The organism is Nocardia sp. CDC153 (assembly GCF_035818515.1).
Taxonomy (GTDB): domain Bacteria; phylum Actinomycetota; class Actinomycetes; order Mycobacteriales; family Mycobacteriaceae; genus Nocardia.
This window is the reverse complement of the sequence record NZ_JAYKYU010000004.1, coordinates 771,878-787,714: the sequence shown is the minus strand read 5'-3', so window position 1 is coordinate 787,714 and position 15,837 is coordinate 771,878. Positions and strand designations below refer to the sequence as shown.

Genomic DNA, 15,837 nt, shown 5'->3' with positions numbered 1-15,837 from the left:
TAGCACATGTCCACCACCGCATCCACCGTAAACAGCGCCGCCGCAGTCTTTTCCGGTGCGCACCGCCCCTGGCGGACGTTGCTGTCCACCGGCACCGGCAATGCCCTGGAGTGGTACGACTGGGCCATCTTCGGCACCTTCTCGCCGTTCTTCGCGCACGCGTTCTTCCCCGGCAAGACCGGCATGCTCGCCCTGCTCTCGGCGTTGATCGTCTTCGCGATCGGATTCGTCGTGCGACCCATCGGGAGCCTGCTGTTCGGCTGGTATGCCGACCACCGCGGCCGCCGAGTCGCGCTCATCGCCTCCATCGCGTTGGCCGCGGGCGGCAGTCTGCTGATCGGCGTCGCGCCCACGCACGCGGCCATCGGACTTGGCGCACCGCTGCTGCTCGTGTGCGCCCGCCTCGCCCAGGGACTCGGCCACGGCGGCGAAATGCCCGCCGTACAAACCTATCTCGCCGAATCGGCGCCGCCCGGCCGCCGCGGCCGCTGGGCATCGTTCATCTATGTCTCGGGTACCAGCGGTATCGTCGCCGCCACCGTGCTGGGCGCGGTGCTGAGTGGCGCGTTGAACAAGGCGGAGATGAACTCCTGGGGCTGGCGAGTACCGTTCGTGCTCGGTGGTGTCGTCGGCCTCTACACGGTGGTCATGCGGATGCGCCTGCCGGAAACCACCGCCTTCGCTCCCGGCGCGCGCTCGCCTCTGTGGCGGGATCTGTGGGCCCACCGCGCCGCGTGCGCCCGCTCCTTCGGCCTCACCATCGGCGGCACCGTCGCGTTCTATCTCTGGGTGATCGGCACACCGGCGCATGTCGTTGCCGCCCACCGGATTCCGGCCTCGGAGGTGCTGTGGATCAGCGTGCTCACGTCCATCTTCATGATCGCCCTGCTGCCCGGGTACGGCATCCTCTCCGACCGCATCGGACGTCGCCCCGTCCTGCTGGTCTTCAGCCTCGGCACCGCTGTCGTGGTCTATCCCGCCACCGCTCTGCTCGACCGCGGCCCCTGGCAGTTGGCCGTCGCCCTGCTGCTCGCCATGGTCTTCCTCGCCGCCTTCGCGGCCGTCATTCCTGCGGTGTACGCGGAACTGTTCCCCGCCGGAATCCGCGCCACCGGAAGCGGTCTCGGTGCCGCCCTGGCCACCGCCCTCTTCGGCGGCACCGCCCCCTACCTGCAAACCTGGCTCGCCACCGGCGGCCACACCCATCTCTTCGCCGCCTACGTCCTGGTCCTGATGCTCCTCAGTGCCGCGGTCACCTGGTTCACCCCGGAAACCCGCGACAGCGTCGTCGCGGCGGCGTAGACGCCCGGCCGGTTCAGCGGGTGACGAGCACCGGGGTCATGGAGAGCCCGATGGTCAATCGGCCGTTGGCGACCCGTACGGGGACCGGGTCGCCGAACGCGTTGCGGGCTCGGGCGTCGGGGGCGGACCACGAGTGGTCGTAGTCGACCGGGGGCGCGGACTCGTCCGCGGTGCGTGACCACGCCACGATCAAAGGCCCACGGTCGCGGGCGATTTCGAAGACGTAGAGCTCGGGTCGGTCTGCGACCTCGTATCGCTTCACCTCGTGCGCGTCGTGTAGCGCCTCGGCGGTCAGCGCGAGGGCGTCGCCGGACGGGTAGCGGTGTGCGATACGGCCCTCGGCGTAGTCCATGAGTTTGAACTTGTCGAACAGCAGGTGCATGATCGCGTAGCGGTCGTCGGTGCCGGGTGCCTCCGGCGCGAGATTCCAGCACAGCGTGCGGCGGACTCCCGAGGCGAGGGCGAGGACATTGCGCATCACGATCTCTCGGGCGTTCTGCCGGTGGCGCAGCTGCTCGTATTCCGGCGGGCAGTCGGCCAGGAACATCTGCAGGTGCGGGGGAAGCTCCGGCATACGGTCGTAGAGCGCGACCATGGCGTCGTGTTCGGGGGTGGGCTTGTCGACGTTGTCGGTGGTCACCGTCCAGGAGTCGTCCGGCGCGCTGATGTATCCGCCGAATCCCTGCATGATGGGCCCGATTTTGGGGAAGAGCTCCGGATACTGCAGCACCAACGGGCCGTTGTATTCACCTGCGACAACCGGCTTCTCGTATCCGTGCGCGGCCATCAGCGCTCGCGCGGCGGCGATTCGATCCGGGATCGTGTACGGGTCGCCGTAGAGGTGGACGTCGAAGACATCGAAATCGTCGCGGGAATGCTCGGCGAGGTAGTGGAAGACCTCTCCCGGCGTGTCTTCGGGCGGTTGACCGCCGAGCACGACGAGCGCGGCGGGATCGGACTCGCGCACGGCGGCCGCGAAGACCTTCAGCTGAGCGGCGTATTCCTCTGTGGTCCCCGCCCACAGAATCGGGACCGAGGGCTCATTGTCGCACTGCCAGTAGGTGACTCGGCCCCGGCCGCGCGCCACCAACCCGCGCACGAACTCGCCGAAGACCTCGAGGTCGAGGGCCGGCGACGGCGGAAGAAAATCGGTGACCCGGCGCGTGCCCCAGCGTGACGCCGAGGACACGGTGATCCAAATCTCCTCGCCCCCATCGAATTCCGCGAGCAGCGTATCGAGCACATCCCACACGTAACGGCCGGGTTCGGGTTCGAGCTGCGACCAATACAGGTAGCACCGAATCACGCCCGCGCCGAGTGCGCGCACCGGCTCGGCGATCGGGTCGGGCGGGCCGAACAGCCCGTAGCTGATGCCGCGAACCACACCGAGTCGAATACCTGCGGGAATCTCTCTGTTACTCATAAACACCCCTCTACTAGACAGTGTTCAGTGAACACTGTCTAGTACGCTAGCTGAACACTGTCTAGTTGAAAAGGGGGTGCGGATGCCCGCCGCCGGACTCGACCGCGACGCCATCGCACGCGTCGCACTGGCACAGCTCGACGAGGTCGGGTTGGAGGCGTTGTCACTGCGCCGGGTCGCCAAGGACCTCGGCGTGCATCCCTCGGCGCTGTACTACCACTTCGCCAACAAGCAGGAACTGCTCGACGAGATGGCGCGCGTCATCGTCCTGGACACCATCGGCGATCGGCCCGGTCCGACCGGAATCCATTGGGACGATTGGTTGATCCACCTCGCGCGCACCCAACGCCACGCCGCCCGCACCCACCGCGACGGCGCGGTCCTCATGCTGCGGGCACGCCCGAACGCCGACTACCAGTTCGCCTACCTCGACACCTTGATCGCGCTGCTCGTCGCGGAAGGCTTCACCGCGGAGGGCGCGGGCCGCGCCTTCGCCGCCGTCACCAGCTACGCCATTGGGGTAGCGGCCGCCGAACAGCAGCGCGTCTACATAGCCCAGGACACGGCGACCCCGCCAGCGGCCGCCGACCACCCCGGATTCACCGCCATCGCCAACGCGAGCTCGGCCGAGGAAGCCTCCTTCGAGGCCGGATTGCGATGGCTGATCGACGGCCTACGCGCCGACCTCCACACCAACTCCCAGCAGCCTACGAACGCCACTCCGGTTGACCGATAACGAGATTCGGTCAGCCGGGCGGCGAGGGCAGACCGCCGAACGCGGCGATCAGCGTGAGCCCCCGGCCACGCTCAACCAACTGCGCCTAAAAGGCATCGCGGTCGGCGGCGGTGGACTGGCGCGATTTCAGGTGATCCCAGCTGACGGGTGTCGTATCGGACATGAGGATCGGTCACGCACAAGATCGCGGGCGATTCCTTTCCGCGGTGGCCGGGGTCTACATGGTGGAGACGCGGCTTGCGCGATAGGCCCGTCTCGATCATGTATGCCGAAACGAAAGGCCGATCGTCGATGAGCATCCCCGCGACCATGCGCGCGCTGCAGCAGACCTCCCTCAACGGACCACAGGACATGCGTCTGATCACCGAAGCGCCGGTGCCGAGCCTCGGACGGGGCGAGGTTCTGATTCGTGTCACCGCAGCGGGCGTCAATTTCCGTGACGTGATGCAGTCCTACGGCACGTCCCCGGATGGGCCGCAGCCGCCATATGTGGCAGGTTTCGAGGCGTCCGGCGAGGTTGTCGCTGTGGGGGAGGAGGTGACCAGCCCGCGGCCGGGGACTCGGGTCGTCGGCGTGGGAGCGGGCGCTTTCGCCGAGTATATGGTGCTGCCCGCAGCCGCGGCCGTACCGGTGTCGCCGGGCTGGACGGAGCAGCAGGCGTTGGGGCTGATGGTCAACTGGCCCACGGCAGTGGCCGCACTGAAGCCCTTGGGCGGCATCACCGCTGGGCAGACCGTGCTGATCCACGCCGCGGCGGGCGCGACCGGCCAGGCCGCGGTCGCCGTCGCCAAACACTATGGTGCGACAGTTATCGGTACCGCGTCGCCCGCCAAGCACGAGACAGTGCTGGCTCTGGGTGCCGACCACGTTCTGGACTCCCACCGCGGCGATCTCGCTACCGAGGTGTTGACGCTGACCGGCGGCGTCGGCGTCGATGTGGTGCTGGAATCGGCCGGCGGTGCGACTTTCGAGGCCAGTCTGGCCGCGACCAAGCGGGTCACCGGTCGGGTCGTCGTCTACGGCTTGGCGGGTGGTGAGGCCGCGATCACCAACTGGGACTTGGTGTACAAGCATCAAGTCCACCTCATCGGTCTCAACATCGGCGTGCTGATCCAGACCGCACCGCAGATCTTCGGCCAGGTCACGGGCGAGCTGTCCGCCCTGATGGCCGCCGGCGTGCTCACCCCGGTCCAGGCCACCGCCTACGACTTGGCCGAGGGCCCGAAAGCGTTGGCGGAACTGGAGACTCGGGCCACCGTCGGCAAGCTGGCCCTGCTGCCGTGAAAGCCCCCGTGATCTCTGCTCGCTACGCTGGCGGCGTGACATCGCATCCGGCACCGGATCGAGACCAGTTCACGGTCGAGACCGAACGGTTCCGCCGGGAGCTGTTGGCGCACTGCTACCGCATGGTCGGCTCGGCACACGACGCCGAGGACTTGGTACAGGAGACCTATCTGCGAGCGTGGCGGTCCTACTCCGGATTCGAGGGCCGGGCGTCGATTCGGTCCTGGCTCTACACGATAGCCACCAATGTCTGTCTGAAGGCGTTGCAACGGCGTCGAATTCGGGTGCTGCCGTCGGGTCTGGCCGGCCCCTACGACGGGCCCGATCGCGCGCCGAGTCCCGTTGCGGCGGGGGAAGTCTCGTGGTTGGAACCCCTTCCGGACACCTGGATCGCCCCACTCGATGGTGATCCGGCCGCGATAGTGGTCGAACGCGAGTCGCTGCGGCTTGCGCTCATCGCGAGCCTGCAGCACCTGCCCGCTCGCCAGCGAGCGATCCTCATCCTGCGCGAGGTGCTGGAATTTTCGGCGGCCGAGACCGCAGAGATCCTCGGCACCACCACCGCGGCGATCAAGAGCGGCCTGCAGCGGGCCCGCGCCCGACTCGACGAGTTGGAGCCCGAGCCGGAGAAACTGCTCGAGCCGACCGACCAGCGGGCACGGGCGCTGCTCGACGGCTATATCGCGGCGTTCGAGCGCTCCGACGCGAGCCTGCTCGAACAGGTGCTGCGCATCGACGCCACCCTCGAGGCCACGCCGTTCGGCGATTGGCAGTCGGGCAGGGCGATGTGCATCCACATACTCGACACATACGTGCTCGGCGCGCCCGGCGATTGGCGGATGATCGCCACCACCGCCAACGGACAGCCGGCGGCCATCGTGTACCACCGCGACACGGCCGACACGCTGCGCGCCGACGGAGTCGTCCTACTGGTGCCCACCCCCACCGGCATCTCCCGCATCACCAAATTCCACAATCCCGCACTGGTCGCAACATTCGGCTTCCCCGATGCGCTCGTGCGCTGACCCGCCCACATGATTCAGCTCTTTGTGGGGACGGTGTCAGTTCTCGGATGATCCGGCCGAGCGAGTGCAGACCTCAGCGCCCGGCTCGCGCCCGTCGCAGCGCACTCAACTCCTCGCCACGGCACACGCACGTGCCCAATCCGCCTACGAACGGCACTCCGATTGATCGGCAGAGGTCAGCGGCCTTTGAGTTGGGCACGGGCGGCGGCGAACCAGGCTTGGGTGTCGACCAGCCCGGAGGCGATTTCCTTGCGTGCGCCCTGGAATCCGTAGAGCTCTCCGGCGAAGCGGGTGAGGATCGACCCTTCGTGTTCCTCGAGTTCCTCGAGAACCGCGGTGTCCTCCAACAGGTATGCGACCGCCGCGCATTCGCCGGGCGTCCACGACTCCCGGTGGGCGTCCCAGCCATCCCGTGCGACCGCGCGTCCGCGCTCGACCAACTGCGCTTGGAGGGCATCGCGTTCGGTGGCGGTGGGTTGGCGCGATTTCAGGTGGTCCCAGCTGACGGGTGTCGTGTCGGACATGCGCATCAGTATCCGCCACGCAGAAAAGCGCGGTGGGTGCGGCTTCGAGGAGCCGCACCCACCGCGTCGGTCGAGATCCGCTAGCGCGGATCGGGTGTCGGTCAGGGCTTGGGTGCGCAGGCGGCGGGCTGGGCGAGGCCCTGGTTGGCGACATTGTCGCCGAGCAGGACGGTCTCGGTGGCCTGGACGGGCTGCTGGCCGGGGGCCGTGATCTTGATGGTGAAGGACTGGGTCTTCTCCTGGGCGGTCGCCGTGCACAGCGCCCTCCAGTCGATCTTCTGGCCGTTGTCGATGATCGAGGCCGAGACGTAGTTCTTCTTGGGCTCGGAGGTGGTGACCACCTCGATCTTGGGCGTGACACCGGCCGGGGCGTCGACCAGTTCGGAGATCGGGGTCTCGGCCAGGCCGAAGGTGTTCACCGAGGCGCGGTCGTCCTTGCCGACCAGCAGCGTGCCACCCGACTCGTAGACCGTGCTGGTCGGAATCGTCACTTCGGCAGTGATATTGGTGAACGAGTCGTTCCCGGTGGTGCTCACCGTGAGCGTGCACGCCACCTCATCGCCGGGGAACAGCTTCCCCGGCGTCTGCAAGTCGCGGCACTCGTACTTCACCGTCGGCCCCGCGACGGCGTACGCCGGAGCGGCGCCGATCTGCAGCGCACCCGCGGCGAGCGCGAACGCCGACCCGACCCATACGGCACGTTTCAGCGCGGGCTTGGCAATCATGGTCTTTCGTACCTTTCCTGGTGTGTTCGGTTGGTGTGCCAATGGTCGGGGGGATCGGCTCTGCATCCACCAACGAGGAACTAACGGACCGAAGTGGTACGGGCGTGCATGGGAGCACAGTTTTTGATCAGTTCCGTTGGCATTGCGTTGCGTTGGCTGCGACCAAACGGAAACGAAAAGTTCTCAACGTTTTCCAGGGGGAGCGGGGAGTCTGACCTCCGATAAGGTTCACTTATCGGAGGTCAGAGCGGGATCGGTTGAATTGCGGCCCTTTGGGTTTCGTTTCGTGTTGTTCCGTTGGATATGACGAAACCAACGCTACGATTCTGTGGTGTCGAGCATTTGTAACTACCCGGGCTGCACCAAATCGATTACTCGGGTCGGAGGGCCGGGGCGGCCGTCGGAATACTGTGATCATCCGGAGCACACGCGGTGGCGGGCGTGGAGAGAACGGCAGCGGCGGCAGCAGGCGGAGGGGGAGACCTCGGTCGCGAACGTCACTGTGACGCAACAGGGTCCGGTGACTGTCGCCCGTTTGCGGGCCGATGAACTGCTCGGACAGTTTCGGACGTTGGCCGATCAGTTGGGGAACACCCTGACCGCGGCCGTGGCGGAGTTGTCGACCTTGGCCGATCCGGCGGTGGCCGAGGCGCAGGTGCAGGCCGTGCAGGCGGATGCGGCTCGGCGGATCGCCGAGGCGGAGATGGCGACCGTCGGGGCCGAGCAGGCGCGGCGGGAAGCGGAAGAAGCACGCGAGGCGGCCGAGGCGGCCGCCGAGGACGCGGCGTTGGCGGCGGAGGAGGCCGAGGCGCGGATCGCCGAGGCACTCGCCGCGCGAGATGACGCGCTGAAAGAGGTTGAGCGGGTTACCAAGCAAGCCGCCGACGATGTGTTCGCCGCGCGCGCCGAGGCGGAAGCGGAGATCCGCACGATTCGCCGCGAAGCCGCCGAGGATATCGAGCGAGCCCGACAGCAGGCCAACGAGGACATCGAGTTGGCGCGATCCAAGGCGACCGCCGAGATCGAGCAGGTGCGCCGCGACTCCGCTCAGCGCATCACCGCCGCCGGTGCCGAGCGCGACCTCGCCGTCCAACGCGCCGCCGACGCCGAGCGCACCATCGAGCGCGCCGAAGCCGCGGTCGCGGAACGCAATCAGGTGGTCGCCGAGACCCGGGAAGAACTCAAGCAGGTACGCACCGATCTGGATCGCACGAGGGCCGAGCTCACCGAGGTTCGCCGCCAGGCCGCCGAGGACATCGCCGCCGTGCGCAAGGACGCGGCGGCCGCAGTCGAGAAGGCCCGCCTGGAGGCCGCCGAACGCCTTGCCGCGCTAGACGATGCGCGCACCCAAACCCTGGCCCGCGCCGAGCGCGCCGAACAACAGCTGGACGCGCTCCTCGCCCGAAGGATCGCGGCCGACAAGGAGAAGGGCTGACGATCGATAAGTCGTCGGCATCGATCGATAAGTGCCCCACAGAATTAGGGGCACCTGCCCGATGGCGTACCGGATGGTCGAGTCTCTAGGGTCGATCGAGGGCTTTCGACGCCCTCGATCGAGTCGACCGGTTCGCGGTGAATCGGTGAGAGATGTTGTGGTGCAGCGGATGAGTCGGGGCTGGGGCTGCCCATTCGGGAGGAAAGAATGTCCGCTCTGGCGGAACGGCGCGGTCGCTCGCGCCTGCAGGTGGCCACGCGCATCGCGATCCTGGCCATGACCCCGGTCATCGCACTGGTGGCCGGATGCTCCAGCGATTCGGGGAAGTCGACCGCGAGCCCCACGACGGTGAAACCGTCGGTCAGCGTGACGAGTACGGTGGCGGTCTCGACGAGTTCCGGTGCGCCCGTGGCAGTTCCGGGTGCGGGCCAACCGGGCGGGGGCGTCCCCGCGGCCGGGTCGCCCGGCGGCGGGGCACCGCAACAGCAGCCCCCGGGCGAGTCGCCCGACACCCCGCCTGTGTCCGATGCGACCCCCGGCGGAACCCCCGCGCCGGACGGCTACGTCAAATGCACCGACCAGATCAACTATGCCGGTGACCCGCGCAGCAACGCCGAAATCAACCGTCTCGGTGAGATTCTCGGCCACTGCCCTGATCCGGTCTCCGCGTCCATAATCCCGACGCCGACCACCACGGCCGCCCCGACCACCACCACGGCAGCGCCTCCGGCCACCACGACCCTCGCCCCGACCACCGTCGCCCCGACGACGACCGTCGCACCGACCACCACCGTCCAGGCGTCGGTGACACCGGCCGCCGCGCAAGCCACGAATTAGGCCCGATTCGTCACCCCCGGACACCTGGCGGCGATCCCGCCGATGCCGGAGGATTTCCTGGTGGATAGCGGTATCGTCGGTGGGGGAAAGAGGGGTGTGAAGGTTGAACATCAATGCCATGCGAGCGCGGCAATCTCGGCCGAGCGTGGCACGCGTATACAGCTACGTGCTCGGCGGGCGCGACAACTACGGTGTCGACAAGGATGTCGGTGACTACTTCATCGAAGATCTGCCCGGATCCGAGCTCCTGGCCATCACCAACCGGCAGGCCGTCCTGCGGGCCGCGAAGGTGATGGCGCAGGCGGGAATTCGCCAATTCATCGATATGGGCTGCGGGCTACCGGCCAGCGTCAATGTGCACGAGGTGGTGCGGGAGATCCAGCCCGACGCCCGCCTCGTCTATATCGACGACGATCCGTTCGTGGTCGCGCACGGCCGGGCGCTGCTGGCGGTGGATGAGGGAATCGCGGTGGTGGAGGCCGATATTCGCGATCCCGGCGGCATCGAGAAGCATGCCGACGTGCAACGGCTCATCACCTTCGACGAGCCGGTCGGGCTGCTGTTCGGCATCACCCTCAGCTTCGTCAATGACGAAGAGGATCCCACCGGGGTGGTCCAGTACTGGACCGACCGGGTGCCCACCGACAGCCAGGTCTTCGTGACGCACTTCCGGTCCGGCACCACCCGACAGGCCATCGCGACCGCGCACAAGATCCTGGAAGCCTTCGGCCGCGGCCGTTTCCGCACCGACGACGAGATCCGGGCCTGCTTCGGCACGCTGACCCTCGACGAGGACGGGCTGCGCCCCTGCGCCCAGTGGCGACCCGAGCCCACCGAGGCCGAAACCCACCAGCCCGAACTCACGGTCTGGGAGGAACTGGTCGTCGGCGGCCTCGCCCGCAAACCGTAGCACCCACGAGCAATGCGCTGGCGCGGACATTCGCCGAAAGGCCGTCCGCCCCAGCGCATTTCTCGTCAACGGGCTGCGCGCCACATCGGCCACAGCGGCGGCCCGCCATTGGTGGCGTCGAGGGTGCCGGTGACCTCGAAGCCGAAGCGCTGGTAGTAGGAGACATTGCTCGGCTTGCTGGACTCCAGGTATGCCGGAAGGCCCTCGGCGTCACAGCGATCCAGCCTCGACCGCAGCAGCGCCTGGCCGTAGCCGCGACCGCGCACACCGGGCAGTGTGCCGATGACGCCCAGATACCAGTGCGACTCTCGGGGATGGGCCAGCATCATGCGCTCGGCCATCCGGGCGGCGAGCGGCAGCCGCAGCCGAAAGGCCCGGGCCAGGCTCGGCAGCTGTCGCATCGACGCGGAATCGTCCACCTGCCAGTGCCCCGGCGGCGCCCACAGTGCCGCGCCGACTATCGAATCCGCGTCATTGCAGGCCACCTCGACGCCGCCGAGCGGGATGAAATGATGCCGAGCCTGCGCCGCGAACAGTATCGATGTGCGCCGGGCCCGCGTCGCGTCGTCGCGAATGAGCCACTCGATGAGCGGATCATCCGAGAACGCGATACCCAGCACCCGCGCCAACTCGGGAATATCGGACAGGTGCGCCCGGCGCACGGTGATCCCCATGCCGCTCACGGTAGCGGTTCGGCGGCCTCCGGATGGGGTGTCGACAGGTGCTGCGCCGCCTCGTGGTCATGGGTGGGGATAACTCGCAGCACCTTCTGGGCCAGGTGCAGTCGATGCAGGGTCTTGAAGGTCAGCTCGCGGTCCTCGTCGACGAAAACGCCTGGGAAGCTGGACTTCTGGCGGATCTTCTCCACCTGCAGCGCATGCCAGGCCGCATCGCCGGCCAGCAGGACCCAGCCGCGCTCGGTGTGGGCGAGCACGCCGACGCTGCCGGGGGTGTGCCCCGCGAGATCGACCAGGACGACGGTGCCGTCACCGAACAGATCATGGCTGCGGGTGAAGGTGAGCACCGGCGGGCCGTCGAGCTCGTATTCCACGACCGGGCGATCCACCAGCGCATCGCGCACCCCGCCGGCCGGGGCGACCGGACCGTCACCGATCCACCGCCGCTCGACACTGTGCAGATGGACCGGCAGCCCGGGCAGGTCCAGCAGCCCGCAGACATGATCCCAATGCGTATGCGTCGGCAATGCGAAATCGAGTGGGGGCAGCCCGGTCTGGGCACCGAGCGCGGTGATGGTCGCAATGGTGTCCGCTGGCGGACGCACGGCCCAGCGGAACGCCCCGGGCAGCTGCGCGATCGCGCGGTGCTCGGCGTCGACGCACACGCTCGGATCGACAATGAAGGTGGCGTCGGGATGCTGGATGACGAACGAGGTCAGCGAACTGCCGATGCGCGGCGGCGTGAACACCCCCTCCACGATGGCGGCCGTGGACACCGAACGCGGCACCTGCGCCAGCGCGGTCACGGTGACGGTGCGCGCGGGCGTCGGCAGCCCCGCGTCCGTGATGGACCGGAGAAACCGCTGGTCGACGGGCTTCGGCCGGACCATACCGCGCACGGAACCGACTGCGGCGGCACAGCATTGGATCAGACTCGGATTACGTACTGGATCGGACATGCTGGCACGCTAATACTTAAGGTCGACATGAAGTAAAGGGGTGAATCGTGGCCACCATCCAGGACATGAGAATCGGTGATGCCGCCGCCGCGCTCGGTGTGGAGACGCATGTGCTGCGGCATTGGGAGTCGGTCGGTCTGCTCGCGCCGCCGCGCAGCCCGTCGGGGCACCGCAGCTACAACGACCACATCCTCGACTACGCGCGGGTCATCCAGAAGCTGCAGCGAACCGGGCTGTCGCTGGACCAGATCCGGCAGCTGGGCCTCAGCGGCTGCGACGACCGCGTGGCCATGATCGCCGAGCGACGCGCCGAGATCCGCGATCGCATCGCCCTGCTCGAGGCCACCGACGCGTTCCTCGCGCATCTGACCGAATGCAGCCATCCGATCATCAGCGAATGCCCCGAGTGCACCGAGTTCGCCGCGCGGGGACTGCCGCGCCGAACCGCCGAGTTCGCCGAACGCCCGTAGGGGATCGGTCACATTTCCGCCGCTCACGGCGATATACCGGTGCGGGCGATGGGGGTCCGGTCGAGTTCCGAACCGGGAGGAGTTGGGAAATGCGTTTTCGCAGAGGAATATTCGTCGTCGGTGCGGCTGCCCTGACCGCTGCCGCTGCGGGCTGTTCGGGCACGAACACCGCGACCACCACCACGCCGCCCCCGGCGACCACAGCGCCGGTCGCGGGCCAATCCGCGCCGCCGACCAGCCCCACCGGTCAGTCTCCGATCACCGAGCCGACCTCTCAGAACCCGCCGACCACCGAACCCGGGCTTGCGGCCTGTGCCGCGGGCCAGGTCGATGTCACCGGGGAAGTGATGTCCCCGGCCACCGGCCACCGCGGCGTGAAACTCACCTTCTCCCTGGCCGCGGGCGCGTCCGCCTGCACCCTGTCCGGCTATCCGGGCGTGGATTCCGGTGCGGGTGGCGCGGTGATCCACGCCGATCGCACACCCCGCGGCTTCATGGGCGGACTCCCACAGGGCAGCGACACCCCGCCGGTGGTGGAACTCCGATCGGGCCACCCCGCGACCGCCGTCGTGGAGGGCGTGGCCTTCGACGCCGCCGGCAACGGCTGCCCGCTCTACACGAATCTCCTGGTGACACCGCCCAATTCGACCGACACCCGCACCGTCACAGTGACGATCGACACCTGCGCCCTGCACGTGCACCCGGTGACTGCCCAGTCCTGACCTACATGGGACTTCAGCCCGGGGTTACCGCGGTACCGGTGCGGGCGACGTCGAATCGTTCGGAGAATTCCGACATCTGGTCGTGCTGCTCGGCGGGGTCGGCACCGGCGAACCCGACCACGAGGCGGTTCACGCCGTGCTCGGCGAGATTCTCGACGTCTTCGACTGACATGGCGGCCGATCCCCAACGGGTGTACTCGATGTCGGCGGGATCGCGTCCCGCGTCGACGGCGGTCTTGCGGGCCAGTTCGATCTGGCGGTCACGTTCGTCTTCGGTGAGTCTGCCACCGGCGAAGAAGCCGTCCCCGCGTCGTCCGGTGCGCATTGCCGCCGCAGTGCTGGAGCCGCCGATATGGATTGGCAGCGTGGAAGTTTCGTGCGGTTTGGGATAGCTGCACAGCTCGTCGAAGTCGAAGAACTCGCCGTGGTAGGTGACGCCCTCCGGGCCGCCCGCCCACAGCAGGCGCATGACATCGATGGCCTCATCAGCTCGGCGACCCCGGCTGCGGAAATCCACTCCCAGCGCGTGGGCCTCCTTGGGCAATGCGCCGAGACCGACGGTGAGCAGCCGCATTCTGCCGCGGGACAGGACGTCGATGGTGGCCAATCGCTTGGCCAGGACCACGGGATGGCGATAGGGCAGTAGCAGCACACCGGTGCCGAGCAACAGCGTATGGGTCGACGCCGCGACGAAGCCCAGGCAATCCAGCGGATCCAGATACGGCAACGTCGGCGGCAGCGGGCCCGCGCCATAGTCTGCGCCGGGATAGAGCGCGATATGGTCCTGAACGTAGAGCGCTTCGAACCCCAGGCTCTCCGCGTGCTGCGCGAATGCTACGAGGCGATCGGGATCGGTGCCGTTGAACGCCGTGCCATAGCTGACCGCAAACCGCATGACATGGTCCTTCCAGGTATGAAGGGGGAGTAGGTCATCGCCGCAGGGGGCTCGACCGGGAACAGCAGTTCTAGAGGGAGAACTCGCATTTCGGGGGTGTCTCGGCCACGGCGCGGATGCGCGCGCTGAGCTGTTGCCGTGCGGTCGAGAGCTTGTCGATCGCTTCGTCGATCTCGGCGAGCTTGGCCCGCAAGGACTCCACCGATTCCGGGCATTCGTCGCCGGATTGGTGGCCGCTGCGCAGACAGGTGACGAACGGACGAGCATCGACCAGGTCGAAACCCAACTCCAGCAAGGCCCGAATCTTCCTGACGATTTCGAGCTCTTGTTCGTCGAAGACCCGGTAACCGTTGGCCGATCGCGCGGGCTGGACAAGTCCGTGTTGCTCGTAATAGCGAATTGTCCGCGTGCTCGTACCGGCGCGTTCGGCCAGCTCTCCGATACGCATGGGATCTCCTCTCGCGACTGCTGCCGCAACGCTAAACCTTGACGCCGGCGTCAAGGCAATGCCGCTGCTTTGGCTGTCCGAGCCCTAGTCGGCCGCGGCCGACGTCACGACCACGCGCGCGCCTCGCCGCGGGACATGGGTGATGTTTCGAATGCCGTCCGGTTCGGGGCCGGCACCGGGCGGCAGCGAAAGACGTTGGCGGGTAAGGATTTCCCGCAGCACCGCCGTGCCCTCCATGAGTGAGAAGCCCGCGCCGATGCAGCGGCGCACGCCGCCGCCGAACGGCAGCCAGGTATTGGCGGCGACCTCGCCGTCGAGGAAGCGTTCGGGGCGGAAGCTCAGCGCGTCGGGGAAGGCCTCGTCGCGGTGATGCGCGAGCAGGATCGAGGTCGAGACCACGGTGCCCTTCGGCAGGTCGATGCCGCCGATGGTGTAGTCGCGGGTCAACTTTCGTCCGGTCGCGGCGATCACGGTGTGCAACCGCATCGCCTCCTTGAGCACCGCCTCCAGATACTTCTCGTCCCCGTCGTGCGCGGCCCGCCGGGCCCGTTCTTGGATGTCGGGATGGGCGGCGAGTTCGTGGCAGGCCCACGACAGGGCCGAGGCGGTGGTCTCGTGCCCGGCCAGCAGCAGCGTCACCAACTGATCGCGCAACTCCGCGTCCGACAGCGGTGCGTCGGCGGGATTCTCACCGGACCCGACAGCCAGCAGTCGCGACAGCACGTCGGACCGTCCATCCAGATCCGGATGCGCGCGCCGCTCCACGATCTCGTTGTAGAGCAGTTCGTCGATGGCGTTCTGGTTGTCGTCGAACCGCTTCCACGGTCCGAATCGCCGCAGCCGCGGGTACTTCCAGCCGAAGAAGATGATCGGGTTGATGTTCACGATCCGCCGCAACCGCGGCGCGAGCTCCGCCCGCCGGTTTTCATCGGTCAGCCCGAACACCACCTGCATGATGACATCGAGTGTCAGATCGTTCATTCGATCCAGCGTGTGCACCGTCGACCCCGACGCCCAACGGTCCACATGCGTTTTCGCGATGGCGTCCACCAGCGTCCGATACCCGCGCAGCGACGATCCCACGAAGGCGGGCATGAGCAGCCGCCGTGCCCGCGCGTGCTCGTCCTCGTCGGTGAGCAGCAGCGAATGCTCGCCCATGATGTGAATCAGCAGCCGATTGCCCTCCCCGGCATGCAGATCCGCCGGATCGGCGGCGAAGATCGCCCGAATGTGCTCGGGCCGCGAGAACACCACCAGGTTCTCCGCGTACGGCGCGACCAGACGCAGGCTGAACACCTCGCCGTACCGTCGCGCGGATGCCCGCAACAGCACGCCGCGCCACTTGGCATACAGTGCCGACTGCACCGCTCGCGGCAGGGGTGGTCCGGGCGGATATGCGGTGGTCACCATGCTGTTCCCTTCACGCGGACCGCCTCGTCGCGGCTGAATCGCTTGTCCAACAGCG

17 protein-coding genes are annotated in these 15,837 nt (G+C 67.7%); 9 read left to right on the top strand and 8 right to left on the bottom strand.

Annotation, left to right across the window (positions count from 1 at the left end):
• Positions 1-6: 6 nt before the first annotated feature.
• Positions 7-1,302 carry an MFS transporter gene (locus tag VMT65_RS26250; RefSeq protein WP_326311060.1) on the top strand — a complete coding sequence of 432 codons (1,296 nt, stop codon included), beginning with the start codon at positions 7-9 and terminating at the stop codon, positions 1,300-1,302.
• Between the two features lie 13 nt (positions 1,303-1,315).
• Here VMT65_RS26250 and VMT65_RS26245 read toward each other — a convergent pair whose 3' ends face one another.
• Positions 1,316-2,725 carry a hypothetical protein gene (locus VMT65_RS26245; RefSeq protein WP_326311059.1) on the bottom strand — a complete coding sequence of 470 codons (1,410 nt, stop codon included), beginning with the start codon at positions 2,723-2,725 and terminating at the stop codon, positions 1,316-1,318.
• 82 nt (positions 2,726-2,807) lie between these two features.
• Here VMT65_RS26245 and VMT65_RS26240 point away from each other — a divergent pair, with 82 nt between their 5' ends.
• The 3 genes from VMT65_RS26240 (at position 2,808) to VMT65_RS26230 (ending at position 5,770) form a co-directional block, all read left to right on the top strand.
• The gene (locus tag VMT65_RS26240; protein WP_326311058.1) at positions 2,808-3,461 is read left to right on the top strand and encodes a TetR/AcrR family transcriptional regulator C-terminal domain-containing protein; all 654 of its coding nucleotides are present in this window, start codon (positions 2,808-2,810) and stop codon (positions 3,459-3,461) included.
• A gap of 291 nt (positions 3,462-3,752) precedes the next feature.
• A complete protein-coding gene (locus VMT65_RS26235) occupies positions 3,753-4,745 on the top strand; it encodes an NADPH:quinone oxidoreductase family protein (protein ID WP_326311057.1) in 993 nt (330 codons plus the stop codon).
• Between the two features lie 35 nt (positions 4,746-4,780).
• Positions 4,781-5,770: a sigma-70 family RNA polymerase sigma factor gene (locus VMT65_RS26230; RefSeq protein WP_326311056.1), complete on the top strand. Its 990-nt coding sequence runs from the start codon at positions 4,781-4,783 to the stop codon at positions 5,768-5,770.
• Between the two features lie 176 nt (positions 5,771-5,946).
• Here VMT65_RS26230 and VMT65_RS26225 read toward each other — a convergent pair whose 3' ends face one another.
• Positions 5,947-6,294: a hypothetical protein gene (locus tag VMT65_RS26225; RefSeq protein ID WP_326311055.1), complete on the bottom strand. Its 348-nt coding sequence runs from the start codon at positions 6,292-6,294 to the stop codon at positions 5,947-5,949.
• A 101-nt stretch (positions 6,295-6,395) separates the two neighbouring features.
• The gene (locus VMT65_RS26220; protein ID WP_326311054.1) at positions 6,396-7,019 is read right to left on the bottom strand and encodes a hypothetical protein; all 624 of its coding nucleotides are present in this window, start codon (positions 7,017-7,019) and stop codon (positions 6,396-6,398) included.
• A 520-nt stretch (positions 7,020-7,539) separates the two neighbouring features.
• Between VMT65_RS26220 and VMT65_RS26215 the strand changes: the two genes are divergently transcribed.
• The 3 genes from VMT65_RS26215 (at position 7,540) to VMT65_RS26205 (ending at position 10,201) form a co-directional block, all read left to right on the top strand.
• Positions 7,540-8,454, top strand: a complete 915-nt coding sequence (locus tag VMT65_RS26215) for a hypothetical protein (RefSeq protein WP_326311053.1) — start codon at positions 7,540-7,542, stop codon at positions 8,452-8,454.
• A gap of 207 nt (positions 8,455-8,661) precedes the next feature.
• Positions 8,662-9,291, top strand: coding sequence for a hypothetical protein (locus VMT65_RS26210; RefSeq protein ID WP_326311052.1), 630 nt, complete (start codon positions 8,662-8,664; stop codon positions 9,289-9,291).
• Positions 9,292-9,409: 118 nt separating this feature from the next.
• Positions 9,410-10,201 (top strand): SAM-dependent methyltransferase, encoded by a 792-nt coding sequence (locus tag VMT65_RS26205; protein WP_326311051.1) that lies wholly within the window; start codon positions 9,410-9,412, stop codon positions 10,199-10,201.
• Between the two features lie 65 nt (positions 10,202-10,266).
• Here the strand turns inward: VMT65_RS26205 and VMT65_RS26200 are convergent, their stop codons facing one another.
• Both VMT65_RS26200 and VMT65_RS26195 read right to left on the bottom strand, forming a co-directional pair.
• Entirely contained in the window at positions 10,267-10,875 is a 609-nt protein-coding gene (locus VMT65_RS26200; RefSeq protein ID WP_326311050.1) for a GNAT family N-acetyltransferase, read from the bottom strand.
• A gap of 5 nt (positions 10,876-10,880) precedes the next feature.
• Positions 10,881-11,837, bottom strand: a complete 957-nt coding sequence (locus tag VMT65_RS26195; RefSeq protein WP_326311049.1) for an MBL fold metallo-hydrolase — start codon at positions 11,835-11,837, stop codon at positions 10,881-10,883.
• A 65-nt stretch (positions 11,838-11,902) separates the two neighbouring features.
• Here VMT65_RS26195 and VMT65_RS26190 point away from each other — a divergent pair, with 65 nt between their 5' ends.
• Both VMT65_RS26190 and VMT65_RS26185 read left to right on the top strand, forming a co-directional pair.
• Complete coding sequence (locus VMT65_RS26190; protein ID WP_326311048.1) at positions 11,903-12,307, top strand: MerR family transcriptional regulator; 405 nt, start codon at positions 11,903-11,905, stop codon at positions 12,305-12,307.
• An 89-nt stretch (positions 12,308-12,396) separates the two neighbouring features.
• On the top strand, positions 12,397-13,029 hold the full coding sequence (locus tag VMT65_RS26185; protein WP_326311047.1) for a DUF4232 domain-containing protein: 633 nt from the start codon (positions 12,397-12,399) through the stop codon (positions 13,027-13,029).
• Between the two features lie 13 nt (positions 13,030-13,042).
• Here the strand turns inward: VMT65_RS26185 and VMT65_RS26180 are convergent, their stop codons facing one another.
• The 3 genes from VMT65_RS26180 to VMT65_RS26170 form a co-directional block, all read right to left on the bottom strand.
• The gene (locus tag VMT65_RS26180; RefSeq protein WP_326311046.1) at positions 13,043-13,924 is read right to left on the bottom strand and encodes a TIGR03619 family F420-dependent LLM class oxidoreductase; all 882 of its coding nucleotides are present in this window, start codon (positions 13,922-13,924) and stop codon (positions 13,043-13,045) included.
• Between the two features lie 70 nt (positions 13,925-13,994).
• Positions 13,995-14,372: a MerR family transcriptional regulator gene (locus VMT65_RS26175; protein ID WP_326311045.1), complete on the bottom strand. Its 378-nt coding sequence runs from the start codon at positions 14,370-14,372 to the stop codon at positions 13,995-13,997.
• An 84-nt stretch (positions 14,373-14,456) separates the two neighbouring features.
• Complete coding sequence (locus VMT65_RS26170) at positions 14,457-15,782, bottom strand: cytochrome P450 (protein ID WP_326311044.1); 1,326 nt, start codon at positions 15,780-15,782, stop codon at positions 14,457-14,459.
• Positions 15,783-15,837 lie beyond the last annotated feature (55 nt).

Coding starts and splice junctions, on each gene's coding strand:
- VMT65_RS26175 (WP_326311045.1), bottom strand. CDS start 14,372: ATGCGTATCGGAGAGCTGGCCGAACGCGCCGGTACGAGCACGCGGACA.
- VMT65_RS26180 (WP_326311046.1), bottom strand. CDS start 13,924: ATGCGGTTTGCGGTCAGCTATGGCACGGCGTTCAACGGCACCGATCCC.
- VMT65_RS26250 (WP_326311060.1), top strand. CDS start 7: ATGTCCACCACCGCATCCACCGTAAACAGCGCCGCCGCAGTCTTTTCC.
- VMT65_RS26195 (WP_326311049.1), bottom strand. CDS start 11,837: ATGTCCGATCCAGTACGTAATCCGAGTCTGATCCAATGCTGTGCCGCC.
- VMT65_RS26205 (WP_326311051.1), top strand. CDS start 9,410: ATGCGAGCGCGGCAATCTCGGCCGAGCGTGGCACGCGTATACAGCTAC.
- VMT65_RS26225 (WP_326311055.1), bottom strand. CDS start 6,294: ATGTCCGACACGACACCCGTCAGCTGGGACCACCTGAAATCGCGCCAA.
- VMT65_RS26240 (WP_326311058.1), top strand. CDS start 2,808: ATGCCCGCCGCCGGACTCGACCGCGACGCCATCGCACGCGTCGCACTG.
- VMT65_RS26185 (WP_326311047.1), top strand. CDS start 12,397: ATGCGTTTTCGCAGAGGAATATTCGTCGTCGGTGCGGCTGCCCTGACC.
- VMT65_RS26190 (WP_326311048.1), top strand. CDS start 11,903: ATGAGAATCGGTGATGCCGCCGCCGCGCTCGGTGTGGAGACGCATGTG.
- VMT65_RS26170 (WP_326311044.1), bottom strand. CDS start 15,782: ATGGTGACCACCGCATATCCGCCCGGACCACCCCTGCCGCGAGCGGTG.
- VMT65_RS26210 (WP_326311052.1), top strand. CDS start 8,662: ATGTCCGCTCTGGCGGAACGGCGCGGTCGCTCGCGCCTGCAGGTGGCC.
- VMT65_RS26245 (WP_326311059.1), bottom strand. CDS start 2,725: ATGAGTAACAGAGAGATTCCCGCAGGTATTCGACTCGGTGTGGTTCGC.
- VMT65_RS26235 (WP_326311057.1), top strand. CDS start 3,753: ATGAGCATCCCCGCGACCATGCGCGCGCTGCAGCAGACCTCCCTCAAC.
- VMT65_RS26220 (WP_326311054.1), bottom strand. CDS start 7,019: ATGATTGCCAAGCCCGCGCTGAAACGTGCCGTATGGGTCGGGTCGGCG.
- VMT65_RS26200 (WP_326311050.1), bottom strand. CDS start 10,875: ATGGGGATCACCGTGCGCCGGGCGCACCTGTCCGATATTCCCGAGTTG.